At 36.2% G+C, this 24,738-nt stretch carries 24 protein-coding genes; 21 read left to right on the top strand and 3 right to left on the bottom strand.

Features of this window, described 5'->3' with window-relative positions; genetic code table 11:
* Positions 1–12 precede the first annotated feature (12 nt).
* Positions 13–1,203 carry a DUF3570 domain-containing protein gene (locus ACWNCI_RS09120; RefSeq protein WP_449388065.1) on the top strand — a complete coding sequence of 397 codons (1,191 nt, stop codon included), beginning with the start codon at positions 13–15 and terminating at the stop codon, positions 1,201–1,203.
* Between the two features lie 224 nt (positions 1,204–1,427).
* Here ACWNCI_RS09120 and ACWNCI_RS09115 read toward each other — a convergent pair whose 3' ends face one another.
* Positions 1,428–2,108, bottom strand: coding sequence for a Crp/Fnr family transcriptional regulator (locus ACWNCI_RS09115; RefSeq protein WP_153394606.1), 681 nt, complete (start codon positions 2,106–2,108; stop codon positions 1,428–1,430).
* Positions 2,109–2,427: 319 nt separating this feature from the next.
* On the opposite strand from ACWNCI_RS09115, the gene ACWNCI_RS09110 reads away from it, so the two are divergent.
* Positions 2,428–3,465 carry a PLP-dependent cysteine synthase family protein gene (locus tag ACWNCI_RS09110; RefSeq protein ID WP_100375721.1) on the top strand — a complete coding sequence of 346 codons (1,038 nt, stop codon included), beginning with the start codon at positions 2,428–2,430 and terminating at the stop codon, positions 3,463–3,465.
* 81 nt (positions 3,466–3,546) lie between these two features.
* Positions 3,547–4,266, top strand: a complete 720-nt coding sequence (locus ACWNCI_RS09105) for a YoaK family protein (RefSeq protein WP_449388064.1) — start codon at positions 3,547–3,549, stop codon at positions 4,264–4,266.
* Between the two features lie 17 nt (positions 4,267–4,283).
* On the opposite strand, the gene ACWNCI_RS09100 is transcribed toward ACWNCI_RS09105, so the two are convergent.
* The gene (locus ACWNCI_RS09100) at positions 4,284–4,862 is read right to left on the bottom strand and encodes a hypothetical protein (protein ID WP_449388063.1); all 579 of its coding nucleotides are present in this window, start codon (positions 4,860–4,862) and stop codon (positions 4,284–4,286) included.
* 161 nt (positions 4,863–5,023) lie between these two features.
* On the opposite strand from ACWNCI_RS09100, the gene pckA reads away from it, so the two are divergent.
* The 8 genes from pckA to ACWNCI_RS09060 all read left to right on the top strand — a co-directional run bounded on the left by pckA (position 5,024) and on the right by ACWNCI_RS09060 (position 12,795).
* The gene (pckA, locus tag ACWNCI_RS09095) at positions 5,024–6,619 is read left to right on the top strand and encodes a phosphoenolpyruvate carboxykinase (ATP) (RefSeq protein ID WP_153394598.1); all 1,596 of its coding nucleotides are present in this window, start codon (positions 5,024–5,026) and stop codon (positions 6,617–6,619) included.
* An 18-nt stretch (positions 6,620–6,637) separates the two neighbouring features.
* The gene (gcvH, locus tag ACWNCI_RS09090; RefSeq protein ID WP_153394596.1) at positions 6,638–7,018 is read left to right on the top strand and encodes a glycine cleavage system protein GcvH; all 381 of its coding nucleotides are present in this window, start codon (positions 6,638–6,640) and stop codon (positions 7,016–7,018) included.
* A 4-nt stretch (positions 7,019–7,022) separates the two neighbouring features.
* Entirely contained in the window at positions 7,023–8,123 is a 1,101-nt protein-coding gene (gene gcvT / locus ACWNCI_RS09085; RefSeq protein WP_449388062.1) for a glycine cleavage system aminomethyltransferase GcvT, read from the top strand.
* Positions 8,124–8,256: 133 nt separating this feature from the next.
* Positions 8,257–8,826 carry a class I SAM-dependent methyltransferase gene (locus ACWNCI_RS09080; protein ID WP_231128661.1) on the top strand — a complete coding sequence of 190 codons (570 nt, stop codon included), beginning with the start codon at positions 8,257–8,259 and terminating at the stop codon, positions 8,824–8,826.
* Positions 8,827–9,405: 579 nt separating this feature from the next.
* Positions 9,406–10,233, top strand: a complete 828-nt coding sequence (locus tag ACWNCI_RS09075) for a helix-turn-helix domain-containing protein (RefSeq protein WP_120231280.1) — start codon at positions 9,406–9,408, stop codon at positions 10,231–10,233.
* A 211-nt stretch (positions 10,234–10,444) separates the two neighbouring features.
* Positions 10,445–11,266: an alpha/beta fold hydrolase gene (locus ACWNCI_RS09070; protein ID WP_116032918.1), complete on the top strand. Its 822-nt coding sequence runs from the start codon at positions 10,445–10,447 to the stop codon at positions 11,264–11,266.
* Between the two features lie 116 nt (positions 11,267–11,382).
* Positions 11,383–12,291: an alpha/beta fold hydrolase gene (locus tag ACWNCI_RS09065; RefSeq protein WP_120231279.1), complete on the top strand. Its 909-nt coding sequence runs from the start codon at positions 11,383–11,385 to the stop codon at positions 12,289–12,291.
* Positions 12,292–12,354: 63 nt separating this feature from the next.
* Positions 12,355–12,795, top strand: a complete 441-nt coding sequence (locus tag ACWNCI_RS09060) for a Rid family detoxifying hydrolase (protein WP_120231278.1) — start codon at positions 12,355–12,357, stop codon at positions 12,793–12,795.
* A 368-nt stretch (positions 12,796–13,163) separates the two neighbouring features.
* Here the strand turns inward: ACWNCI_RS09060 and ACWNCI_RS09055 are convergent, their stop codons facing one another.
* Entirely contained in the window at positions 13,164–14,249 is a 1,086-nt protein-coding gene (locus tag ACWNCI_RS09055) for an NADH:flavin oxidoreductase (protein ID WP_083862212.1), read from the bottom strand.
* A 379-nt stretch (positions 14,250–14,628) separates the two neighbouring features.
* Between ACWNCI_RS09055 and nrdD the strand changes: the two genes are divergently transcribed.
* From nrdD to ACWNCI_RS09005, 10 genes are all read left to right on the top strand, one after another.
* Positions 14,629–16,422, top strand: coding sequence for an anaerobic ribonucleoside-triphosphate reductase (gene nrdD / locus ACWNCI_RS09050; protein WP_120232205.1), 1,794 nt, complete (start codon positions 14,629–14,631; stop codon positions 16,420–16,422).
* A complete protein-coding gene (gene nrdG, locus ACWNCI_RS09045; protein WP_042721859.1) occupies positions 16,409–16,879 on the top strand; it encodes an anaerobic ribonucleoside-triphosphate reductase activating protein in 471 nt (156 codons plus the stop codon). Before nrdD ends, nrdG begins: the two co-directional genes overlap by 14 nt.
* A 246-nt stretch (positions 16,880–17,125) precedes the next feature.
* On the top strand, positions 17,126–18,181 hold the full coding sequence (locus ACWNCI_RS09040) for an MFS transporter (protein WP_449388061.1): 1,056 nt from the start codon (positions 17,126–17,128) through the stop codon (positions 18,179–18,181).
* Between the two features lie 11 nt (positions 18,182–18,192).
* Positions 18,193–20,424 (top strand): molybdopterin oxidoreductase family protein, encoded by a 2,232-nt coding sequence (locus ACWNCI_RS09035; protein ID WP_449388060.1) that lies wholly within the window; start codon positions 18,193–18,195, stop codon positions 20,422–20,424.
* Between the two features lie 14 nt (positions 20,425–20,438).
* Positions 20,439–21,014 carry a 4Fe-4S dicluster domain-containing protein gene (locus ACWNCI_RS09030; protein ID WP_042721862.1) on the top strand — a complete coding sequence of 192 codons (576 nt, stop codon included), beginning with the start codon at positions 20,439–20,441 and terminating at the stop codon, positions 21,012–21,014.
* A 10-nt stretch (positions 21,015–21,024) separates the two neighbouring features.
* Positions 21,025–21,546, top strand: a complete 522-nt coding sequence (locus ACWNCI_RS09025) for a QcrA and Rieske domain-containing protein (RefSeq protein ID WP_123263081.1) — start codon at positions 21,025–21,027, stop codon at positions 21,544–21,546.
* Between the two features lie 23 nt (positions 21,547–21,569).
* Positions 21,570–21,851 carry a DUF6755 family protein gene (locus ACWNCI_RS09020; protein WP_042721864.1) on the top strand — a complete coding sequence of 94 codons (282 nt, stop codon included), beginning with the start codon at positions 21,570–21,572 and terminating at the stop codon, positions 21,849–21,851.
* On the top strand, positions 21,835–22,833 hold the full coding sequence (gene moaA, locus ACWNCI_RS09015; protein WP_449388059.1) for a GTP 3',8-cyclase MoaA: 999 nt from the start codon (positions 21,835–21,837) through the stop codon (positions 22,831–22,833). Before ACWNCI_RS09020 ends, moaA begins: the two co-directional genes overlap by 17 nt.
* Positions 22,834–22,915: 82 nt before the next feature.
* A complete protein-coding gene (locus tag ACWNCI_RS09010; RefSeq protein WP_449388058.1) occupies positions 22,916–23,518 on the top strand; it encodes a molybdopterin-dependent oxidoreductase in 603 nt (200 codons plus the stop codon).
* 6 nt (positions 23,519–23,524) lie between these two features.
* Entirely contained in the window at positions 23,525–24,730 is a 1,206-nt protein-coding gene (locus ACWNCI_RS09005; RefSeq protein WP_449388057.1) for a molybdopterin molybdotransferase MoeA, read from the top strand.
* Positions 24,731–24,738 lie beyond the last annotated feature (8 nt).

Below are 24,738 nucleotides of genomic sequence, written 5' to 3'. Positions count from 1 at the left end.
GTGTGATTTAAAATGAAAAAAATTATAATAAGCATTTTCGCTCTTTTCGGAATTTTCAACGCAAAAGCACAGGAAAACTCAAATAATGAACAGCCTAAAAAGCTTAGTTTTGATGAAGCTAATTTGGTGTCCAGTTATTATAAGCAGGATGGAAATAACTCGGCGGTTACGGGCGGAATAGGAACAGAAAAATTAACTGACATTTCTAATACCATTGATGTAACAATGGTAAAATATGATAAAAAAGCCAGAAAAAATAAATTTAATTTCAGCGTGGGGATAGATCATTATACATCTGCTTCTTCCGATATGATAGATTTAAAGGCCAATTCATCCGCTTCCCGTGCAGACAATAGAATTTATCCTGCTCTTAGCTGGAGTTGGGAAAATGATACGAAGGGAACCACTTTAATGGCTGGAGTTTCGTTTTCAACAGAGTTTGATTATCAGTCTTATGGCGCCAATATCGGCTTTTCGCAAAAAACAAAAAATAGAATGGGAGAGTTTACAGCGAAATTTCAGGCTTATCTCGATCAGGTAAAACTGATTGCCCCGATTGAGCTTAGAACAAATGGAAGCACAGGAGGGGAACACGAAAACTACGGAACCAGCGGAAGAAATACTTTTGCACTGTCCCTGTCTTATTCACAGATCATTAACCAGAATTTTCAGGTTGAATTTTTGGCGGATGGAGTTCAGCAGACAGGATATTTAAGTTTGCCTTTCCATCGTGTTTACTTTGCGGACAATTCAGTTCATCAGGAAGCTTTGCCTGATAAACGATTTAAAATTCCTTTGGGGGTAAGAGCGAATTATTTCCTGGGGGATAAAGTTATTCTGAGAGCGTATTATCGTTATTATACCGACGATTGGGGGTTGAAGTCCAATACATTCAGCCTGGAAACACCGGTGAAAATTTCGCCTTTTGTTTCGGTAAGTCCGTTTTACAGATATTATTCTCAGACAGCAGCTAAATATTTTGCGCCTTATCAGCAGCATACTGCTTTTGATGACTTTTATACGAGTAATTACGATCTTTCAAAATTTGACAGTCACTTTTATGGAGCAGGAATCAGAATCAGTCCGAAAAATGGTTTATTTGGAGTGGAAAGGCTGAATATGCTGGAAATCAGATATGGACATTATACAAAATCTGTTGGAATGAAATCAGATATTATTTCATTAAACCTGAGATTCAAATAAAATCTTTTCTGGTTATAATAATCAAGATTAAACTCCTATTAAGATGTGTATTGAAAAAGGCGCTACTTAAAACAAGTGGCGCCTTTTGGCTATTTGTTACCTTGACTAGGCGATTGGGTAAAAAAATGTAAAGTAAAATCTATATAGTTACCAAATTTTATTTCAAAAATAGGGTAAATCTCTTTTCGTTGATGGCTTAAATAATACTAAAAGCAGATAGTCTTTTAAAAATTGGCAATACGGACTAATTGTTCAATATTGATTAAACGAATTTTACGTCCTTCAATTTTGATTAGTTTTTCCTGCTTGAAATCATTGAGAATACGGGCTAATGTTTCTCTTGCAGTTCCCACCATATTGGCTAGATCAATTCGGGATAGCGTGATAAAAACATTTTCCTTGGACTCGTTAGATGTATATTTATCATGAAGGATCAATAAGCTGAGAGCGGCCCGTTCTCTAACGGTTCGATGTGATAATACAGCCATGAGGTTGGCCATGACACTAAACTCGTGACTAAGGGACTTTAGTAATAGTCTTGAAAAAACTGATGACTGATCAAGGATGTGTAAGAAATCCTCTTTTGAAATAAATGAGATTACAGAATTTTCAAGGGTTAATGTGGTATCTCCATAAGTCTCATTACTTAAAATAGCAGAATATCCGAAAAATTCCCCCGAACTGTAAATGTAAATAATTTGCTCTCTGCCATCATTATCTACCTTGTACTTCTTTATTTTACCTTCATTTAAATAGTAAATACCGGTGGGTTTTGTACCGTCTGTAAATATAGCTTCATGATTACGGTAGTTTTTACTTTTCATCGCAGTGACGAGTAAATTTTTATCATACTCAGGAAGCTCGTTAAAAAGATATTGATTATTAAAAATAAATTTTGAAATCATAATTTTTTACTTCTTAAATATTGAAAAAGAACTCAAAATTTAACCTAAATCACATTTTAAGCCTACTTAAATCACCAAGTTTTCTTTCTAAACAGATTATTTTTGCAAAAGTAAGAAAATTGCTCTTGAAATGGGAAAGAAAGTCTTTTTTAAGAAATGAACCAAATATAATGAAGAATCTAGAGATAAATTATTATATAACGACTTTTCAAATATACTGGATAAATAATAAACATGTACTCTTCATATACATACTGATATAGCTAAATTTTTTTAATCTTTTATTTATCCAGTTGTTTTTTATTGAAAATAACAAATAATGAGTAATGTTTACGATAATATCCTTGGCCTAATAGGAAACACTCCTATGGTGAAGCTTAATACTGTTACAAAAGATATTCCTGCAACCGTTTATGCCAAGTTAGAATCATATAATCCTGGACATTCCACTAAAGATAGAATTGCACTTCACATTATAGAAAACGCTGAGAAAAAAGGCTTATTAAAAGAAGATTCTGTAGTTGTAGAAACTACTTCCGGAAATACAGGTTTTTCTATTGCAATGGTCTGCATCATTAAAGGATATAAATGTATACTTGCTGTAAGTGATAAGACAAAGCCGGAAAAAATAGCTTATCTGAAAGCACTTGGAGCTACAGTTTATATATGTCCTGCCAATGTTCCAGCAGATGATCCAAGATCTTATTATGAAGTTGCTAAAAGAATCGCTTCAGAAACACCAAATTCAGTTTACATCAATCAGTATTTTAATGAGCTAAATATTGATGCCCATTACCAAACTACCGGACCTGAAATTTGGGAGCAGACAGGAGGTAAGATCACTCACCTTTTTGCCTGCACTGGAACTGGTGGAACTTTATCGGGATCAGCAAAATTCTTGAAAGAGAAAAATCCTGATATCAAGGTGATCGGTGTTGATGCCGACGGTTCTATTCTCAAAAGCTATCATGAGACAGGTGAGATTCATAAAGAAGATGTTCACCCTTATCAGATCGAAGGAATGGGAAAAAATTTAATTCCTTCTGCCCTGCTTTTTGATAAAATAGATGAATTTGTAAGAGTAAACGATGAAATGTCTGCTTACAGAACCCGCGAAATAGCTTTAAAAGAAGCGATTATGGGAGGTTATACTACAGGAGCAGTTACTCAGGCATTAATGCAATACGCACAATCTCATGAGTTTTCTGAAAACGATATCATTGTTTTAATATATCCTGATCATGGGTCAAGATACATTACCAAAGTGTATAGTGACAAATGGATGGCAGAGCAGGGATTTGTAAACAACTGTGTTCATAATTACGATGAAGTTTTCAAAACAGAATTCATTAAATAAAATGAAAGTTTAAGATTTTTTTGAGAGAATCCTGTAACAGATATTGAAGTATTTATTGTAACTGTTGAAATTAAGGTAGATATGTTTAGACATAGAGGAAAAAACAGAACTTATTTTCATAATCTTAAATTAGCATCACTTCTTTCATTTGTTGCAGGGACAGTTAATATTGTTGGAGTATTATCAATTAAAATATTAACAACGAATATTACTGGGCATTTTGCTTTTTTTTCTGAAGAAGTAGTGCTGAAAGATTATTATGCAGCTGTTGTCTACCTTTTGTTTATTGGATGTTTTTTGCTAGGAGCTTTCTGTTCGAGCCTTCTGGTAGAATTTGTATCTGGTTTCAGAAAACTACAATCTCATTTCATTCCTTTATTAATAGAAATTTTCATTTTAAGCTTCATAGCGCTATCAGCGGATTTTAAAATAACAATCAGCCCGAATACAATTGCCTGCCTTTTGCTTTTTGCAATGGGATTGCAGAATTCTTTGGTAACAAGAATATCACAGTCAGTTGTAAGAACGACACATCTTACGGGTATTTTTACTGACTTAGGGATAGAAATATCAAAATTATTTTTTTATCGTAACGGAATTGTATACAACCAACTAAGAAAAAGTATTATGCTGAAAGTTGTGATTGTACTATGCTTTTTTTTGGGAGGTGTAATAGGTGGTTTTATTCACGAAGCCTTTCGTTTAAAAACATTATTGTTTTCTGTAGGCGTACTTTTTTTCGTCATCCGGTACGATAGAATATTATATAGATATTATGTGCTAAAAAGAAAATTAAGATGAATTTGCTCCTTTGAAAGCTAATTTTGGCTAATTTTCATATTGAAAGAAGTTAAAATATCAGTACTGTTTTCTGAGGTTCCAGCTGTATTGTTTATTCTATTATTGAGAGCTAATGATGCATCAAGAATTAGGGATTCAATTGTTGTATAAACTGCAGAAATAAAGAGTTTTTTATTTTTATTTTGAAAATTGTAAAGTCGGTCTATCAATGAATATCTTATTATGTTTTTGGATGCATGAGCATATGGAAAAATAAAAATATTCCTTCTTGAATTAAAAAATAAGATTGAATATAAACAAACGGAGTTATTAGAATAGTGTTCATAAAAAAGAGAGGAAAAAGAAACCATATAGATTTCTTGTCTTTTATAATCATTAAATGAGAGCGTCTTATGAGGTCCCATAAAAACAACACTGTTTCCTTTTATATAATAAGTTTGATCTTCAATAGTAATGGTAAGGTCATCAAGTACAAATAGAATACAAAAATATTCTAATGTATTAAAATCTGATTTTCCTTGTCTCTTTTTGATAATATAGCTTAACGGATTAATACTGAATCCCGTTTTTGTAAGATCTTTTTGTAGATGTACCATTGGTAATAATTCGAGATTAAAATAGTGAAAAATTCTTATTAAAGTACGTTATTTTGATTACCTAAAATTTTGACTTAAATCAAATTTTACAAAAAGATAGATCATTAAATTTTGTTCACAAAGAGACTACTTTTGCCTGAAAGTAAAAAGGTGATCTTGAAATGAATCATTTAGAAAGTTTAAAGGAAATCGGAATTTTATACTCAAAAGAGATCTTTTGGAATCTATCAGAAGCCCAGTTAATTTCGCAAACCTTAAGAAAAGGGCAGGGTATTACAACAGAATCAGGGGCACTGGCTTGTGATACTGGTGAGTTTACGGGGCGTTCCCCAAAAGATAAATATGTAGTCTTAGATGAAAATACCCAAAACTCGATTTGGTGGGGAGAAGTAAATCATCCGTTTTTGCCTGAAGATTTCGACCGATTATATAATCGTGTAGTTGCTCATCTTTCAGAAAGTGAAATTTATGTTAAAGATGTTTATGCTTGTGCAAAACCTGAATATCGTTTAAATATCAGGGTTATTACTGAAAATCCATGGCAAAGCTTATTTGCCAACAACTTATTTTTAAGGCTTAATGAAAAAGAGCTTGAAGTATTTAAACACGAATGGCTCATCCTTGCAGTACCAAGTTTCAAAGCTGTTCCTGAAACTGATAAAACCCGTCAGCATAATTTTACGATTATCAATTTCACAAAAAAAATCATTCTTATCGGAGGAAGTGCATACACCGGTGAAATTAAAAAAGGCATTTTTACGGTATTGAATTATATTCTTCCACATGAGAAACAAGTCTTATCAATGCACTGTTCAGCCAATGTTGGCCAGGATGGAGATACCTCTGTGTTTTTTGGACTTTCCGGAACAGGAAAAACGACACTTTCAGCAGATCCGGCCAGAAAATTAATAGGAGATGATGAGCATGGATGGGATAACGACAATGTTTTTAATTTTGAAGGGGGATGTTATGCTAAATGTGTGAATTTAAGTCAAGAGAAAGAACCTCAGATTTTCGCTGCGATTCGTCCAGGTACTTTGCTTGAAAATGTACGGTTTTTTGAGGGAACAGACATTGTTAATTATGATGATACTTCTGTCACTGAAAACACCAGAGCTGCTTATCCGATCGACTTTATTGATAATGCAATCCATCCTTCTGTTGGAGGTATTCCCAATAATATTTTCTTTTTGACCTGTGATGCTTTTGGTGTACTGCCTCCGATTTCAAAACTAACAACTGGGCAGGCGATGTATCATTTTATTTCGGGATATACGGCAAAAGTAGCCGGAACCGAAGATGGAATTACTGAACCACAGACCACATTTTCAGCATGCTTCGGAAAACCTTTTCTTCCCCTTCATCCTACAAAATACGCTGAACTTTTAGGGAAAAAGCTGAATGAAAATAATGTAAACGTTTGGTTGATTAATACAGGTTGGTCAGGAGGCTCTTACGGAGTAGGAGAACGTATAAAACTGTCTTACACGAGAGCTATGATTACTGCAGCATTAGAAAACAAATTCGAAAATGTAAGTTTTATAAGTGATGCTGTTTTTGGTCTTCAAATGCCTGTACAGTGTGAAGGTGTTCCTTCTGAAATCCTGAATCCTAAAAATACTTGGGCAGACCCATCTCAATATGATAAAAAAGCCCTACATCTAGCTAATCAATTTACGGAGAACTTTAAAGAGTTTGAATCTTTTGCCAGTAATAAAATTATAGAAGGGGGGCCTATTCAAAAAAAAATCAATTAAAATAAAGAGCAAATAGAAATGGAAATTCCTAAAAACCTTTTGTATACTGAAGACCATGAATGGGTGAAAATAGAAAATGATATTGCATATATTGGAATAACTGATTTTGCACAACGTGAATTGGGGGATATTGTATATGTTGAAATTGAAACTCTTGGAGAGAATTTACAACAACATGCTATATTTGGGACAGTTGAAGCAGTGAAAACAGTATCAGATCTTTTTTTGCCGCTCGCAGGTGAAGTACTAGAAATCAATCCGAAATTGGAATCAAATCCTGAATTTGTAAATTCTGACCCTTATGGAGAGGGATGGATGATTAAAATAAAGATTAATAATATGTCTGATTCAGAGGGACTCTTGAAAGCTGAATCATATGTTTCCTTAATTGGTTTATAACAGGATGGAAACAGTAAAAATTAAGAAAACAGCATTTAATGCAACGCATCATCTGCTTGGAGCAAAAATGGTCGATTTTGCAGGCTATGAAATGCCTGTTCAATACAGGGGTATAAACCATGAACATGAAATTGTAAGAAATAATGTGGGAGTATTTGATGTCTCTCATATGGGGGAAATTCTGATACAGGGAAAAGAAGCCTTGTCATTAATCCAGAAAATTACTTCCAATGATGCAGCAAAACTTTTTCCGGGAAAAGTACAGTACAGTTGTATGCCTAATGATACCGGAGGAATAATTGATGATCTTTTAGTATATATGATCAGTAAGGATGACTACTTATTGGTCGTTAATGCATCAAATATAAAAAAAGACCTGAACTGGATTCATGGACAGAATTCCTTTGATGCACAAGTTAGCAATATTTCAGATTCTATTTCATTATTGGCGGTTCAGGGACCAAAAGCAGAGAAGGTTTTACAAAAATTGACAGATATCAGTTTAAAAGACATGGAATATTATACCTTTACCATCGGTGAACTGGCTCGTGTTCCTAATGCTTTAGTATCTTCCACAGGATATACAGGGGCAGGAGGATTTGAAATATACATGGAAAATAAATATGCTGCCCATGTATGGGGAGCTCTTTTTGAAGCAGGAAAAGAAGAAGGAATAGAACCTATAGGTTTAGGAGCCAGAGATACATTACGTTTGGAAATGGGCTACTGTTTGTATGGGAATGATATTGATGATTATACTTCTCCTTTAGAAGCTGGACTAGGCTGGATTACTAAATTTAATAAAGACTTTGTTCATAGTGGATTTTTAAAAATCCAAAAAGAAAAAGGAGTATCCAAAAAGTTGGTAGGGTTTGAAATGGCTGATAAAGGAATTCCTCGTCATGGCTACGAAATTTGGAATGAGAGCCATGAGATCATAGGAACAGTTACTTCCGGAACAATGTCACCAACCCTTAAGAAAGCAATTGGGATGGGATACATCTCCGTTGAAAATTCAGCTGCAGGAAATGAAATTTTTATTAATATTAGAAATAAACCGACTAAAGCAATAATAGTGGCTCTTCCTTTTATTAATGTAAAATAGCTTAATCCGATTGTATCAATTTTTTTAATTGTTGGATTTTGTTTTATTTACCCGTGATTGGTAAAAATAAATTCTTAACCTGTGAAGAGTATAACGAAATGATAGGATGATTTTTGAATACCTTAAATTAAATATGGATATTGATGATAATACTTTTAATGAGATCTATCCAGAACATATAAAAGCTTTGTCACAACGTCATTGGACTCCTGTTGATGTTGCTAAGATGGCTGCTAAATACTTAGTTGATGATACCGATAGAAAAGTTTTGGATATAGGATCCGGAGCAGGTAAATTTTGTCTCGTAGGGGCAGCTTCTACAGATGGGATATTCTACGGAGTTGAACAAAGGGCATCCCTAACTAAAATATCAAAAAAAATAGCCGATAAACATAATATATCTAATGTTGATTTTATTAATTTAAACATAAAAGAAATCTCCTTTTTAGAGTACGAAGCATTCTATTTTTTTAATTCTTTTTATGAAAATATAGATACGTCATGCTCAATTGATGATACAATTATTCATGATAGAGATTTATACTACGATTATTCAGCATATGTGAGAGAACAGCTTGATGCAACACCCATAGGAACTCGGTTGGTTACCTATTGGAGTAAGTGGGATGAAATTCCCAATAGCTTTAATTTAATCGATACCGCCTGTGATAAATTATTGAATTTTTGGGAAAAAGTAATGTAAAAATGAAATACTCCTGAACAATATTTAGTGTATCAAAGAAAAATAAAATGGCAATATTGAGAAATCTTATTTGCCGGCAGAATACATAGGTCTGAATATTATGTATTTTTTTTAGTATTACTGTAATCTTTTGCAGTAATACTTTTTCCAGTTTGTATAGTTACGGTATTATATTCCTTCGTATAAGTGCTAGAAGCTATATTTAAATATATCAGTTGGAAGGCAAAAAAACTATTATCCTGACAGTAGATGAAGTACTTTTCGTTCCGACACGAAAAAATCATTTCGCAAAAAATATTGGCAAGGTTAGAGCTTCCGAACTTGCTACCTATATTGTAAAAAAAGATAAACCATTACTTGTATGCAAAAGGTAATAGTACCTGGTCAATGGTGTGTAAATGAGCAATGTTACAGTGAAATAATCTATTTAATGTCCATTAATTGGCTGGATGTAAACTAAAACATCTTGCATTGTTGAGTAAACACGAAATACTATCGCATTTTTGATATTTTATTATCTATTTTTACAGCAGAGTTTTTGACTAAAGATATCTACATAATAATCTTTTAAATCATTAAATGATAAAAGAATTTTCATATAAGAAATTTGGTAAGCTGGAATTCAGCAAAACCTCGGCTCAGAACGATTCCCTGAATAAAATACACGAGCATATTAAAGTCCTGTTTATCCCAAAAAATGCAATCATCCAGGTCGACTTTCAGGAGATAGCCATGAAAACCGATGCCTTATTGTTTATTAATCCACATGTGATTTTAAAGCCCTGTGAAACTATAGGTGGACAGCTGATGCATTTTAACAAAGATTTTTATTGTGTAGAAATTCACGATCATGAAGTTGCCTGCGATGGTATTTTATACAATAATGTATTTGAGATTCCTTTTATCAGTTTAAACGAAGAGCAGTCTGTTGAGATCCAAAAGATCATAAGCGATATTCAGTCCGAACTGGGGAACGAAGATTCTAGTACTGAAGAGATGCTGAGAACATTGTTAAAACTGATTATATTAAAATCGACAAGGATCTGGAAGCAACAGCACCAATTATCTGACAGCGTGCAACAGGCTGACGTACAGTTTTTGCGGAAATTCAGCAAATTGGTTGAACAGCATTTTAAAACGCATCACACTGTGGCCGACTATGCTGACATGCTCTGTATTACACCAAAGAACCTCAGCAAAAAAATAAGCATGGTCAGTAAAGAAACGCCAAATGATATTATAAAAAACCGGATAATTCTGGAAAGCAAGCGCCTTTTAGCACATACCACCATGAATGTGAAAGAAGTTGCCTACAGCCTGAATTATGAGGACGATGCGTACTTTGTCCGTTTTTTCACAAAACATACCGGAATATCACCAACGAACTTTAGAAAACAGTTTAAATAGAGCGTTATCAAATAATGCAAAAAGCACAACCTGTTGGGTTGTGCTTTTTGCATTATTATACCCTTTCGAACTGTAGATAATGCTATCTAACACCAAATAACCTTCGTCGGGGGAAAAAGTGCAATTCAAAGCGAAAACCATCCATTGATAGGCCCCTGAATTTACCCCAACTTTGCAATGTCAAAATAAAACAACATTAAATAATAAAGACATGAACAAGTTTACAGTAAAAGACGGAACAGAAATTTATTTCAAAGATTTAGGTGAAGGACAGCCGATATTTTTTCACCATGGATGGCCATTATCATCCGATGACTGGGATGCTCAGATGATGTTTTTCCTTGAAAAAGGATTTAGAGTAATCTCCCATGATAGAAGAGGTCACGGAAGATCCACTCAAACCTATAAGGGAAATGACATGGATACTTATGCAGCTGATGTTGCAGAACTGGTAGAGTTCCTGGATCTAAGGGATGTTATCCATGTAGGGCATTCAACAGGTGGTGGCGAGGCGATCAGGTATGCCGCCCAAAACGGAAAAGACCGGGTATCCAAAGTGGTTTTGATCAGCGCAATTACACCTTATATGATTGCTGATACCAATAATCCGGAAGGGGTGCCACTTGCAGTTTTTGACGATATCCGCCATAATACACGTCATAACAGACAACAGTTCTACCAGGATCTTACAGTTCCGTTCTATGGTTACAATAGGGAAGATGCGGTTATTAAAAAAGGAATACAGGACAACTGGTGGAGACAGGGAATGATGGGTGGTATCAAGGCGCAGTATGATTGTATCAAAGTATTTTCGGAGACCGATTTTACTGAAGATCTAAAAAGTGTAGAAATACCTGTGTTGGTATTGCATGGTGACGATGATCAAATTGTGCCTTATGCAACCACAGCTGTTAAAGCCGCTGAGCTTTTGAAAAACAGCAAGCTGATCATATATCCGGGCTTCTCCCACGGAATGCCCACTATTAATGCCGATGTCATCAACGAGGATATCCTATCATTTATAAAAGAATAGAAATCAAGAGAGGCAAAAAGTACAATTCAAAGCGAAAGCCGTCCATTGGAAGGCCTGAGGAATAAGAGCAACTTTGTAGTGTCAAAATAACAACAATAATAAATATTTAAAGAAACATGAAAAATTTAATTTTAGCAGTCGTATTATTTACAACATTAATTTCAAATACAGTTTTATCACAAACGAAGAGAACGCCTGCATCTTATGGCAGAGAAGAATATATTGAAGTAGAGAAAAATGTGAAACTACATGTGACCGACCTTGGTGAGGGAGAACCTATTGTCTTGATCCACGGATGGCCCTTGAGTGATGCCATGTACGAATATCAGTATGCCGATTTTATTCAAAAAGGATATCGTGTGATTGGTATCACCTTAAGAGGATTCGGGTTATCTGATAAGCCGGGAGGCAAATATAATTATGATGTATTTGCAGATGATATCAAGGTTGTTTTGGACAAATTGAATATTAAAAATGCGACTATCGGCGGATTTTCCATGGGTGGCGCTACAGTGATTCACTATGTGGCCAAATACAATGCTGCCCACGTTTCCAAGATGGCATTATTTGGAGCGGCAGCACCGATCTGGACAAAACGTGCAGACTTTAATTATGGCCTGTGGACTAAAGAAGATGTTAATGGTTTGATCAATCTGAACAACACTAACCGTCCAGAATTATTTGCTACATTCGGTAAGATATTTCCAGCCAATGAGACCAGCGTTTCTCAAGGTCATGGCGCTTGGTTGGGAGGCATTCAGGCTCAGGCATCACCTTATGCAATGGCTGAAGGATTAAAAACTCTGAGAGATAGCGATTTGCGTAATGATTTGAAGAAAATAACAATTCCTACTTTAATCTTACACGGTAAGTTAGATAAAATCTGTTCTTATGATCTTGCGGAACAAATGAATATTTTGCTTAAAAACTCAACTTTAGTTCCTTTTGAAAAAAGCGGTCATGCCTTGTTCATCGAAGAGTTGGATAAATTTAATACCGAATTATTAAACTTCATCAAAAAATAGGATAATTATAGTATGAGGTTAGTCTAAAAAGCTAACCTCTTTTTTAATATTAAATGAATTAAAATGCACAGATTTATATTACTTTTCTTAGCCCTGACATTGTTGTCATGCAGTACAAATAAACAGATTGTAGCAGTAAAACATACGGATTTACCAAAAGCCATAGGTCCCTACAGCCATTCAACCAGCTATGAAAATTTAGTGTTTGTATCGGGCCAGATAGGAATAGATCCAAAAACAAACCGCTTAAAAGAAGGTTTTGAAGAACAAATAGTACAGATTTTTGAAAACTTAAAAACTATTCTCAAGGACAATCATTCCGATTTTGATCATATTGTCAAAACCACCATATTCATTACTGATATGAAACAGTTTGAAACAGTAAATAAGATATATAATCATTATTTCAAAAACCGCTTTCCGGCACGCAGTACAGTTGAGATAAAGTCATTACCAAGAAATGCAAGCATCGAAATAGAATGCATTGCCACTCAGAAAAACTAATTGTTTTGATAGATTTATGAGATTTATATTAAGATTATGTTTATAGTTATAAAATAACTAGTGAACCCCCGACAATAAGATGTTAATGGAAAAAAATAATATCGTCATATCAGAAGATAATTACTTGTTTAAAGGTGGGTTTTGATAAAAGCTTCTTCCGATCCAGACTTTGGGTCAGAAAGAATAATAATTGCTGTCTTTTTCATTGTATAAAAATTTAATTTACACTGCAAAGATGTGGGAATAAAGTACGCTAAAGAATGGATCATTTCTACTTTGTAATGGAGATTTTTTTTAGTTGGTCCTTTAATATTCATAGAAAAGCGAACTTTAGTTAAAAAGTTCGCTCAAAGTAAAATTCAAATTTATTATGATCCGGGTTTTACAAAAGTTTGCCAGCCTCGCATCGTTTCAATAAAACGTTCACTCAGTCCGCCTTCACGAAGAAAACCGGCTGTTACAGGCAACTGTGGACTGTCATACAACGGATTCGCTTTTACCTGAAGCGGAAAATCCCTCTGAAGGATTCCAGCTCTGGCAATCAACACAAAATCACAACCTTCATCCAGTAATTCTCCGGCCCGCTGTGCGCTCATAATTTTTCCGGCTGCACCCAGGCGAACGCCTTTTCTTGGAAGCTCTGTAAAAACACTCAACATCGTTTTGCCTTTAAAACTTCCTTCCCTTACAAGCTGAGCCGAATCCCAAAGTGCCAAATCCAGATAATCAATCAATTCTTTATCAAAAATTTCGGTGGTAATTTCACGTAATTCTTCCAAACGAAGTCCGTATCGTTCAATCGACAAGCGCCATCCAATCTGAAAATCATTTCCACAAGCTTTGCGAATTCCTTCAATCACTTCAATGGTGAATCGTGCCCGGTTTTCTATACTTCCTCCATATTTATCGGTTCGGTCATTCAGGTTTGGTGAGAGAAATTCAGACAAAATCCAACCAAAAGCACCGTGAACAGAAACGCCATCAAAACCAGATAATTGCGCCCTTTTTGCCGCTTCAATAAAACTGTCACGAATTCTTTCCACGTCTTCGGTTGAGATTGCTTTAATATCTTTCAATGTTTTGCTTGATGCAGGAGCCGGAATTCCTCCAAACTCTGGTTTGGCTCGGTGTCCAGCGTGATGAAGCTGTACAGCCGATAAAGCTCCCCCTCCACGAATAGCTGTTGCCATTTTCGTTAATCCAGGTAAATGTTTATCACTGTGAATTCCCAACTGCCGTTCAAATGCAATGGCTCCGGCTTCTACTGTAGATGCGCTGGTTTGGATTAATCCGTAGCCGCCCTTTGCCAATTGTTCCATCCATATTTGGTCGTATTTGGAGGCTGTACCATCAAAATCACTTTGCTGACTGGTCAGGGGAGCCAACATAAAACGGTTTCTCATCGGCGAACCGTGCAGAAAAGTGAGGGGTTTAAATAAATCAGAAACAGACATTTTGTATAAATTTTATGGTTTTACTTATCAATTTTATCTGTTACAAAGTTGGATCTTTACAAGGTCTTTAAAAATGGATTATTTTTACGTTGTAATGGATGTTTCTATAAGATTGGTTTATTAACACACTAGTTATACTTTAAATTAAATTCTTTTAATAATAATATCTACAGATCGAATCTAAAGGATGCAAATTTTACTAAATTATCTAATGAAAATAGTTGTATTTTTATAGAGAGTATGTAAAACTATTTTATATTTTTGTTAATAGATTTTGGAAGTCTGTTTCATTTTTACTGGATTTTCCTGTTTGGCAATGTAACTTTCTTCTATCTAAATAAAAGACATTAACATCTTTATATCTTATTAAATGAATATTATGAAAAACAAATTCACAAGACTTACAGAACAACAGTTGGCCAGCAAATGCAATTTCATTGAAAACTATTTGGCATCTCAAAATGCCGCAAGTGGAGCAATATTTGACTCGAACGCGAATGTTTCCACCAAAAATATTGCAACCATGGAAGCAGAATTGAACAAAGATATCAACATCCAGATCAATCGCAATCTTATTGGTAATAAGATAGAAGAACTCTTTGGAGCAAGCCTTGCCAAAGAATATATAAGACAGTTGGAAGAACATGAAATCTATGTTCATGATGAAACAAGTCTAAAACCATACTGTGTAAGTGTATCCATGTATCCGTTGCTTTTGGACGGATTGACAAAGCTTGGTGGCGAGTCTAAAGCCCCCAAACATTTGGGCAGTTTCTGTGGCTCCTTTGTGAATTTTCTTTTTTCAGTATCTTCACAATTCGCAGGTGCTGTGGCGACCGTGGAATTTCTGCTGTATTTCGATCACTTTGCAAGAAAAGATTTTGGTGAAAATTATATTCAAACACATGCCGAAATGATTGAAAATGAGCTTCAACACGTTGTATACGCTATCAATCAGCCGGCTGCAGCCCGCGGTTACCAGTCCGTTTTCTGGAATATTTCCTTGTACGACAGACCTTACTTCGATTCAATGTTCGGAACATTCTTTTTTCCTGATGGAAGCAAGCCTGATTATTTCTTTTTGGACAGACTTCAGCAATTTTTCATGCAATGGTTCAATAAAGAACGTTGCAAAGCAGTACTCACATTCCCTGTAATTACGGCAGCAATGCTCACTAGGGACAAAAAAGTCTATGATGAGGCCTTTGCAGATTTCTGTTCAAAAGAGTTGAGCGAAGGAAATTCATTCTTCATTTATCAGTCCGAAAACGCTGATTCTCTGGCAAGTTGTTGCAGACTGAGAAACGAAATATCAGACAATACATTCAGCTATTCTTTGGGGGCAGGAGGAGTATCTACAGGAAGCATCAATGTAATCACCATCAATATGAATCGTCTTTATCAGAAAGAAATTCCGTTAGAGACAATGATTGATAATATTCATAAATATCAAGTGGCTTTCAGAAGTCTTATTCAGGATTATAAGAATGCGGGAATGCTTCCGGTATACGATGCGGGTTTCATTTCTCTTGACAAACAGTTCCTTACCATTGGGATCAACGGAATGGTGGAAGCTGCAGAATTTCTGGGCATTGAAATTTCAGATAATGAGCGCTACAAAAACTTCATCAATGAAAATCTTAAACTGATTTTTACGAAAAATAAAGAAGCCAAAGAAAAATATGGATATATGTTCAATACAGAATTTGTTCCTGCCGAAAACCTGGGTGTAAAAAATGCCAAATGGGATAAAGAAGACTGGCTGTACGTTCCGAGAGACTGCTACAATTCTTACTTCTATATTGTTGAAGATGAAAGCCAAAACCTAATCGATAAATTCTTCCTTCACGGAAACGAGTATATACAGTATCTTGACGGAGGCTCTGCTTATCATTGCAATCTTGAAGAATATCCTACCCAGGAAGGTTTTAAAAAACTATTGAATGTGGCTGCGTATACAGGGTGTAATTATTTCTGCTTCAATATAAAAGTGACGGTTTGCAATAGTTGCGGTTATATCAACAAAAAAACGATGGATCACTGTACAGAATGTCAGTCTGATGATATTGATTACGCTACACGTGTGATCGGTTATCTGAAAAAAGTCACCAACTTCTCTAAAGATCGCCAGAAAGAAGAAAAAAGAAGATATTACGGAAATGCTGAAGTATGATAGCTATGATATTGTTCTGCAGGAAATTCCTGATGAGGTTTCACTATGTCTTACCATTACGGGCTGTCAATTAGCGTGTGAAGGTTGCCATTCAGAACATCTGTGGAATCCTGAAAACGGAACAGAGCTTACTCATGATATTTTTCGGAATTTAATCACGAAATATAAAAAAACGATTACCTGTGTTCTTTTTATGGGAGGGGAATGGGCAGATTCTGAACTCATTGCTCTGATTTCCATGACAAAAAGAGAAAAGCTAAAAGTCGGTCTTTATACAGGATTGAACGAAAAACAAATGAAAAGGAAACATCCGATTTTACTGGAAAATCTGGATTACTTAAAAACAGGGAAGTGGATCGCAGACTTGGGAGGACTTAACAGCATAAGTACCAATCAAGTATTGAAAGATCTCACCACGGGAAGGATTTTGAATGGTTATTTCCTTAACAATAAATAAATCGAAAAAGTACTGTTTTACAGTACTTTTTTATGGATTTAGATTGGATTTTAGGTCTATGATGTAAATCATGTTTATGTTAAATGTTTGATTTTCAGTTTGATATGGTGTGTGTTCTTCAAAAATTATTTTGAATGAATTAAAATAAGATATTTTTATCTTATTTTAATATCTGATTACTGTATCTTTGTTACAGAGATTAATTCTGCATGCAACTAAGTGAATGACCATTAAAAACTTATACAGATGTTCAGCATTTTCACAAAGATCAATAAAAAAGCATTTATTAATGCCATCATTGCCACATTAGTGGTCATTGCCGTTACGGTAATAGGATCGGTAAATCTACAGAATTTTGATGCCGCTTTGATCATTTATTTCTTCGGAACGATCAGCATGACTTTCGGAGTTGTCTATCATCATTCGGTATGGAAACAGCGTCCGGCAACACAGAAATACTGGAAGCGTACCTGGGAATTTATTTTCAGTAAAGATTACCCGGTTTATGTAAAAGAAGTGATCCGTTTATCTGTTCGTAACATCATTTTTCAGAAATTCATCGCTCCAAGAGGTAAAACGCGTTGGTTAGGACATTTCCTTTTAGCTACAGGATGTCTCATCTCATTTATGGTCACATTCGGACTTACATTTGGATGGCTGCATTTCACCTTAAAACCAGGAACCATAGATCAGTATGAAACCCATATGATGGGCTTTACTGTGATGACATTTCCTCTCGATACTGCCATAGCCGTTTTCTTTTTCCATATTCTGGTTTGGACCTCGATCATGGTTATCGTGGGTTGTCTCATTATGATGCACAGAAGATTCGTAGATGAAGGTCTTATCGCTACCCAATGGTTTGAAAGAGACTGGCTTCCTTTGATCTTATTGGTAGCTGTTTCTGTGACAGGATTGGGAATTTGGTTTGATTATACCTATCTCGAAGGAAAAATGAGTCAGTTTATGGCTATTACCCATGCCATTACGGTAGCTATGTTCCTTATGTGGATCCCTTTTGGAAAGTTCTTTCACATCTTTCAGCGACCAGCACAAGTGGGAGCAAATATCTATAAAATTGAAGGAAAACGAAGGGGAATGCAGGTTTGTCCGCATACAGGCGACGAATACACCACAAAAATGCATATTGATGACCTGAAGGAAATCACAAAAGAAATGGGCTTTGATTTAGTACGCGAAGATGGCAAAAGCTATTTGGATTACAGCCCCGAAGGAAAAAGAGCAATGCTAGCCAAAGCACACCTTAAAGCAAGACAAGAATCAGGAAAATATTTTGGTTAAAATAGAATAAAATGGCAAAATTACCCGTATCAGCTGACGAGATCATCAATATATTTGGCCCACATCAACACTATCCTAACAAAGGAACTGTACGATCAAATCCACAAAATCCCGATGCATTGATAAAAACGCATTGTTGTTTTTGCGGTTTGCAGTGTGGAATTCAACTAAAAGTAAAAGATAAAAAAGTTGTTGGCTTTGAACCCTGGAATGATTTTCCGTTCAATGAAGGAAGACTTTGCCCGAAAGGAGTTCAGCGATATATGCAGGACAATCACCCCGATCGTTTGCTTTCACCTTACAAAAGAGTGGATGGAAAAGGTTTTGTTCCGATCGAATGGGATGAAGCGTATGACGTAGTGGTGAAAGAGATTAGAAGAATCCAGGAACAATACGGAAAAAATTCTTTTGCTATGCTTTCCGGGGTATCCCTTACCAACGAGAAAAGCTATATGATAGGGAAATTTGCCCGTGTCGCTCTGAAAACTGCCAACCTTGACTATAATGGCCGTCTTTGTATGGTGAGTGCCGGAGCAGGAAATAAAAAAGCTTTTGGGATGGATAGGTCTTCCAACAGTTGGGCTGATCTGGCTCATGCAGAAGTAATCATCATTACTGGAGCCAATGTAAGCGAATGTTTTCCTGTTTTAACACATAAAATCTGGGAAGCCCGCGATAACGGAGCAAAATTAATAGTGATAGATCCGCGTCAGATCCCGATTGCAAGAACTGCAGATATCCATTTGCCAATTAAACCGGGAACAGATTCAGCACTTACCAATACTATGCTGAAAGTTTTAATTGATAACAATTGGCTCGACTATGATTTTATCAATAATCACACTTCAGGATTTGAAGAAGCTGCCGAAGCCGTGAAAGACTGTACTCTGGAATGGGGAGAAGAAGTAACCGGTGTTCCTGCAGAACTGATCTACAAAGCTGCAGAAATGTGGGGAAAAGCTAAAACCAGTTTTTTGATGCATGCCCGTGGGATAGAACATCACTCTAAAGGTGTTCAGAATGTTTCCAGCTGTATCAATCTGGTGTTGGCAACCGGAAGGATCGGGAAACCGTATTGCGGTTACGGAACGATTACAGGACAGGGAAATGGGCAGGGCGGAAGAGAGCATGGTCATAAATGTGATCAGCTTCCTGGAAACAGAGACATTGAAAATCCAGAACACAGAAGATTTGTTGCTGATATTTGGGGCATCAAAGAAGAAGATATGCCGGGAAAAGGCCTGAGTGCTTATGAGATCATTGAAGCCATCAATCGTGGAGAGATCAAAGGTTTATTATCGATATGTTTCAATCCATTGGTTTCCTTACCGAATAACAATAACGTTCGTGCAGCACTGGAAAAACTGGAATTCTATGCAGGAATCGATTTCTTTTTATCAGAAACCTTACGTCACGCCAATATAATTCTTGCAGGCTCCTTGCAGGAAGAAGAAGAAGGAACCACTACATCGGCAGAAGGAAGAGTGATTAGAATTAGAGCTGTGGTAGATCCTCCGGGAAAAGCTAAGCGTGACAGCGAAATCATTATGGAACTGGCACGAAGATTAGGTGAAGGCGATAAATTCAGCTATAAAAACAGCGAAGAAACCTTCAATGAACTTAGAAGAGCTTCCAAAGGCAGTGCGGCAGACTATTACGGAATCACGTATGGAAGAATAGAAAGAAATCTGGGAATTTTCTGGCCTTGCCCTAGTGAAGAACATCCCGGAACTCCAAGACTTTGGGAAGATAGACAATTCAATACAAATGATAAAAAAGCACATTTTAATCCGACTCCATACAAAAAACCAATGGAGGAGTCGGATGAAGAATATCCGATTGTATTGACAACAGGAAGAGTAGTAAGTCAGTATTTAAGTGGTTCACAGACAAGAAGAATTGGAAAGCTGGTAGATATTTATCCAGAACCATTACTTGAGATCCATCCTAAATTGGCTGCACAATATGGCATTCAGGAAAATGACCTGATCAAAGTGTCTACCCGAAGAGGAAGTGCCTTGTTCCCTGCAAATGTGGTGGAAACAATCAGGGAAGATACTGTTTTCATCCCCTATCACTGGGGCGGTGTGAATTCTGTCAATCAGTTGACCATTGATGCTTTAGATCCTGTTTCAAAGATACCGGAATTTAAAGTTTGTGCCTGCAAATTGGAGAAAACAGGGCGTAAAAAAGGAGAAAATTCAAAAGAATTGGCTAACCAAAGTAGAGATATTCAATATTAAATTTTAAAAAGATTATGGCGGAACAGTTTGAAAAATTTAATGATATGGAATTCTTCGTTGATATGCAGCGCTGCATCGGCTGTCACTCGTGTGAGATGGCTTGTGCAGAATGTGAGACTAACGGAGAAACCTCGATGATTCATATTCATTATGTAGACAGGGCAGAAACTGTTCAGACTACCGTGCAGGTGTGTATGCATTGTGAAGATCCCATTTGTGCGAATGTATGTCCCGCAGATGCTATTACAAAAGATGAATATGGTATTGTGCATACCGCAGATACATCAAAATGTATCGGATGTGCGAATTGTGTTATTGGTTGTCCGTTCGGAGTTCCGCAGATTCCGGATCAAAGTGCGATGCTAATGATGAAGTGCAATATGTGCTACGACAGGACCAGTACGGGTCTTAAACCTATGTGTGCAACAGTTTGTCCCAGTGGGGCCTTAACCTTTGATACCAGAGAGAATGTAGCGAAGAAAAGACCGAACAGCACACCTGTGAACCGCTTTATTTTCGGGAAAGAAGTCGTAAATACAAAAGTAAATATAATGATGCCGAAAGGCAGCGAAGAATTAAAAGTTTTTTAATCATACTAACATGTCAGAAAATCATAAAAAAATCCCCGCCTGGAAAGCCGATTTTCCTATTAAAAAACGTGAGGCAGCATATGTTTCCAGAAAAGAATTCATCAAACTGATCACTTTTTTCTCAGGCACTTTGGCATTTGCCAATGTAGCCGTTCCAGTGTTTAATTTTTTCAGAAAAGAGAAAGAAATAAAACCCTATTTTATAGGATTAACGACCGATCTACAGGTGGGAGGAATGAGAACGTTCTATATCAATGAAGATCATCGTAATCCCTATATGCTTATCCGTCTCGCAGAAGATACATGGAAAGTTTTTGAACAAAAATGTACCCATTTGTCATGCTCTGTGCTATACAATCATAATGAACAGCTGATCGAATGCCCTTGTCACCACGGGTTTTTCAATCCGGATGACGGATCTGTTATTCAGGGACCGCCACCGAGACCGCTTCCGCAATTAAAGGTCGTGATCAAAGAGGACAAAATATATGTGACGGATTTTGAAAAAGAAACCGAAGAAAGCCACGGATAAGTTTAACACAAAAAATTACCGAAATGTCAGTACGAAAGAAACCCATTAAAAAAGTAACATTCAGAATCAATGAAATGCTTGTTGCCATTATCAGCGTCTATATTCTGCTGGTAAGTCTGCAAATGTGGCTTTTGTTTGGAACGATCAACAAGGCTTTGGATAAAGAAAACCTGGACTTTGCAGCCTATTCGGCAATTGGCTCAGTGATTATATTTCTGTGTACACTTTTCTTTTTGAGATATGTACCGGATATTCCTACAGGACAGATTAAAAAATCAGAAGAGGAGAATGACAATGCCTATTGATTTGCTTGATTCTTTTGGCAGAAAACACGATTACTTGAGGCTTTCCATTACGGACAACTGTAATTTCAGATGTCTATACTGTATGCCCGATGAACCGTTCAAAAGTACATCATCCGTAGAACTGATGAGCAGCCGCGAAATTTTCGAAATTGCAAGGGTTTTTGTTCATCATTATGGGATTAACAAGATCAGAATCACAGGGGGAGAACCTTTGGTAAGACATGATTTTGAAAATATCATCCGACAGATTTCCAAGTTAAATGTCAATACAGGAGTTACAACCAATGGGGTTTTGCTTCATAAGTATTTTGATGCGCTGGAAGAATGTAACGTTAAAAATCTCAATATCAGTATTGATTCTCTGGATCGCGAAAAATTTAAATACATTACCAAAAGAGACCTGTTTCAACCCGTTTGGGACAATATCAAAGAAAGCATCAGAAGAGGGTTTAATGTAAAACTGAATATGGTGGTAATGCGGGGTTTCAATGATGATGAGATCCCGGAATTCATTGCCTTATCCCATCATTATCCGATAGAGTTGAGGTTTATAGAATTTATGCCATTCACCGGAAATTCTTGGGAAAAAGCAAAAGTGATTCCGGTCGCGGAAATGCTTGATTTGGTTTCACAGCACTTTACGTTTGAAAAAATAACGGATCAGAAAAATGATACATCCAGAAAATACCGGATTAGTGAAGAAAGCAAAGGAGTTTTCGGACTGATCTCTACCATGAGCAATGCTTTCTGTGCTGGCTGTAACCGAATCAGGATCACTTCAGATGGGAAAATGAAAAACTGTCTTTTCGGAGCGGATGAATTTGATTTGCTGAAGGCTTTCAGAAACGAAGAAGACCTTCTGGAACTGATTCAATTAGGTATCACCAGAAAGCATAAAAAGAAAGGTGGACAGTTTTCTGAAATGGGAAGTGTAAAAAATCAATCAATTGTTAATCGGAGTATGATAAAAATCGGCGGGTAGTTTTATATTTGGAAAAAAATAAAAACAAAAATTAATAATAACTAAAAAACTGTAATCATTTTAAACACTAATAAATCAAACCGTGAGAAAATTTTTAAAATTCATTTGGGTGGTAGCGATGACCTACCCAATGTTGCAATGCAGTAAACCTGAAGCAGCAAAACCTGAAGTGCAAAGTATGGCTCATATTTCAGAAAACATTTCGGAAAAAGAAAATCATAAGCACGATGATGATGACTGGATCTATGTAAACAAAGAGATAACCGTAATGGGAGATGTCGTTAAGCCCTTGACACTCACTGTAGATTCTTTGAAAAAAATGAATGTAAAAGAAATTAAAGATTTTGATATTGTCTGTCAGTCGGGGATATCCAAAAGTCATATAGAATCTACTAAAGGTGTTCTGCTTACAGAAATTGTGGAAAAGGCAAAAATTGCACAGAAGGATCACACAGACAGGAATTTCTACATTGTTGGAAGAGCTTCAGATGATTACAAAGCTACCTTTTCATGGGCAGAATTGTTCAATAACCCTACTGGAGATAAAGTGTATGTAGTATTTGAACAGAACGGAAACCCCCTGAAAGAAAAAGGCGAAATGATCCTCGTGAGTCTGTCTGATACCAAAACGGGTCCTCGTCACGTAAAATGGCTGAAAAGCATAGAAGTAACAAGAGTGCAATAGCAAGGCATGATCAGAATGAATCAATACATAAGTGTTTCTGAAGCCAGAGAAATCATAGAGAACCATATTTTCCCGACAGAGAATATGATATTGCCTCTGTTGGAAGCTTTGGGTTTTTATACGGCAGAACCTATCATGGCGACCTTAGATGTGCCGTCTTTCGATAATTCTGCGATGGATGGGTATGGATTTCGTTTTGATGATCTGAAAGATTCTACCAAATTAAAAGTTACCAATACAATTCCTGCCGGAATTTCAACAAATGACCCTATTTTAGGTAAAGGAGAAGCTGTACGGATCTTTACCGGGGCAAAGGTTCCGGAAAGTATAGACACTGTGGTGATGCAGGAAAAAGTAGTCCGCAACGGAGATTATATCCAATGTAATGCAGATGAAATTAAAAAAGGGGACCATATCCGTCTCAAAGCTTCACAAACCGAGAAAGGAACTGTGATTGTGGAAAAGAACACACTTATCAATCATTCAGTGATCGGATTTCTGGCAGGATTTGGAATAGAAAAAGTTAAGGTTTATAAACGGTTAAAGATCGGTCTTGTTTTTACCGGCAATGAACTGGTGGAAGTTGGGAAAACTTTATCCGATGGAAAAATTTACAATTCCAATACATACACTTTACAGGCTGCTTTAGCGGAGATCAATCATCAATTTTCGTTTATAAAACATGCCGAAGACACACAAGAAACAACTTTTTCTGCGATTAAAGAAGCCTTTGAAAATGCAGATATTGTACTGATTACAGGCGGAATTTCCGTGGGAGATTATGATTATGTAAAACCTGCTCTGGAAAAACTGGGTGTTACGGAATTGTTTTATAAAGTAAGACAAAAGCCAGGAAAACCTTTATTCTTCGGGAAATTTAACGAAAAATTTGTTTTTGCGTTACCGGGAAATCCAGCATCTGTATTTTCCTGTTACCATCAGTATGTAAAACCGTTTGTACTGGGATGTTTCGGAAGAAAGAACCTTAATGAAAGTCAGGATGTGGCGGTTTCAGAATCTTTCGTAATGAAAAGAAGCAGTGAGCAGACACAGTTTTTAAAAGCTTGGTATTCCCAGGGAAAAGTGCACATCCTCAATGGTCAGGAATCATACAAAATGAATTCTGTGGCACAGGCAAACTGTCTGGTTGAATTTCCTGAAAATATAACCGAAATAAATCCTGGTGAAAAAATAAAGATCTGGAGGATTTGAAAATGATC

It is taken from the genome of Chryseobacterium lineare (assembly GCF_977014045.1).
The sequence above is the reverse complement of the archived record's forward strand: the minus strand, read 5'-3'. Positions and strand labels throughout refer to the sequence as shown.

Excerpts from the sequence above, each read along its gene's own strand:
- ACWNCI_RS09120 (WP_449388065.1), top strand. The coding sequence starts at position 13 with ATGAAAAAAATTATAATAAGCATTTTCGCTCTTTTCGGAATTTTCAAC.
- ACWNCI_RS09115 (WP_153394606.1), bottom strand. The coding sequence starts at position 2,108 with ATGATTTCAAAATTTATTTTTAATAATCAATATCTTTTTAACGAGCTT.
- ACWNCI_RS09110 (WP_100375721.1), top strand. The coding sequence starts at position 2,428 with ATGAGTAATGTTTACGATAATATCCTTGGCCTAATAGGAAACACTCCT.
- ACWNCI_RS09105 (WP_449388064.1), top strand. The coding sequence starts at position 3,547 with ATGTTTAGACATAGAGGAAAAAACAGAACTTATTTTCATAATCTTAAA.
- ACWNCI_RS09100 (WP_449388063.1), bottom strand. The coding sequence starts at position 4,862 with ATGGTACATCTACAAAAAGATCTTACAAAAACGGGATTCAGTATTAAT.
- pckA (WP_153394598.1), top strand. The coding sequence starts at position 5,024 with ATGAATCATTTAGAAAGTTTAAAGGAAATCGGAATTTTATACTCAAAA.
- gcvH (WP_153394596.1), top strand. The coding sequence starts at position 6,638 with ATGGAAATTCCTAAAAACCTTTTGTATACTGAAGACCATGAATGGGTG.
- gcvT (WP_449388062.1), top strand. The coding sequence starts at position 7,023 with ATGGAAACAGTAAAAATTAAGAAAACAGCATTTAATGCAACGCATCAT.
- ACWNCI_RS09080 (WP_231128661.1), top strand. The coding sequence starts at position 8,257 with ATGGATATTGATGATAATACTTTTAATGAGATCTATCCAGAACATATA.
- ACWNCI_RS09075 (WP_120231280.1), top strand. The coding sequence starts at position 9,406 with ATGATAAAAGAATTTTCATATAAGAAATTTGGTAAGCTGGAATTCAGC.
- ACWNCI_RS09070 (WP_116032918.1), top strand. The coding sequence starts at position 10,445 with ATGAACAAGTTTACAGTAAAAGACGGAACAGAAATTTATTTCAAAGAT.
- ACWNCI_RS09065 (WP_120231279.1), top strand. The coding sequence starts at position 11,383 with ATGAAAAATTTAATTTTAGCAGTCGTATTATTTACAACATTAATTTCA.
- ACWNCI_RS09060 (WP_120231278.1), top strand. The coding sequence starts at position 12,355 with ATGCACAGATTTATATTACTTTTCTTAGCCCTGACATTGTTGTCATGC.
- ACWNCI_RS09055 (WP_083862212.1), bottom strand. The coding sequence starts at position 14,249 with ATGTCTGTTTCTGATTTATTTAAACCCCTCACTTTTCTGCACGGTTCG.
- nrdD (WP_120232205.1), top strand. The coding sequence starts at position 14,629 with ATGAAAAACAAATTCACAAGACTTACAGAACAACAGTTGGCCAGCAAA.
- nrdG (WP_042721859.1), top strand. The coding sequence starts at position 16,409 with ATGCTGAAGTATGATAGCTATGATATTGTTCTGCAGGAAATTCCTGAT.
- ACWNCI_RS09040 (WP_449388061.1), top strand. The coding sequence starts at position 17,126 with ATGTTCAGCATTTTCACAAAGATCAATAAAAAAGCATTTATTAATGCC.
- ACWNCI_RS09035 (WP_449388060.1), top strand. The coding sequence starts at position 18,193 with ATGGCAAAATTACCCGTATCAGCTGACGAGATCATCAATATATTTGGC.
- ACWNCI_RS09030 (WP_042721862.1), top strand. The coding sequence starts at position 20,439 with ATGGCGGAACAGTTTGAAAAATTTAATGATATGGAATTCTTCGTTGAT.
- ACWNCI_RS09025 (WP_123263081.1), top strand. The coding sequence starts at position 21,025 with ATGTCAGAAAATCATAAAAAAATCCCCGCCTGGAAAGCCGATTTTCCT.
- ACWNCI_RS09020 (WP_042721864.1), top strand. The coding sequence starts at position 21,570 with ATGTCAGTACGAAAGAAACCCATTAAAAAAGTAACATTCAGAATCAAT.
- moaA (WP_449388059.1), top strand. The coding sequence starts at position 21,835 with ATGACAATGCCTATTGATTTGCTTGATTCTTTTGGCAGAAAACACGAT.
- ACWNCI_RS09005 (WP_449388057.1), top strand. The coding sequence starts at position 23,525 with ATGATCAGAATGAATCAATACATAAGTGTTTCTGAAGCCAGAGAAATC.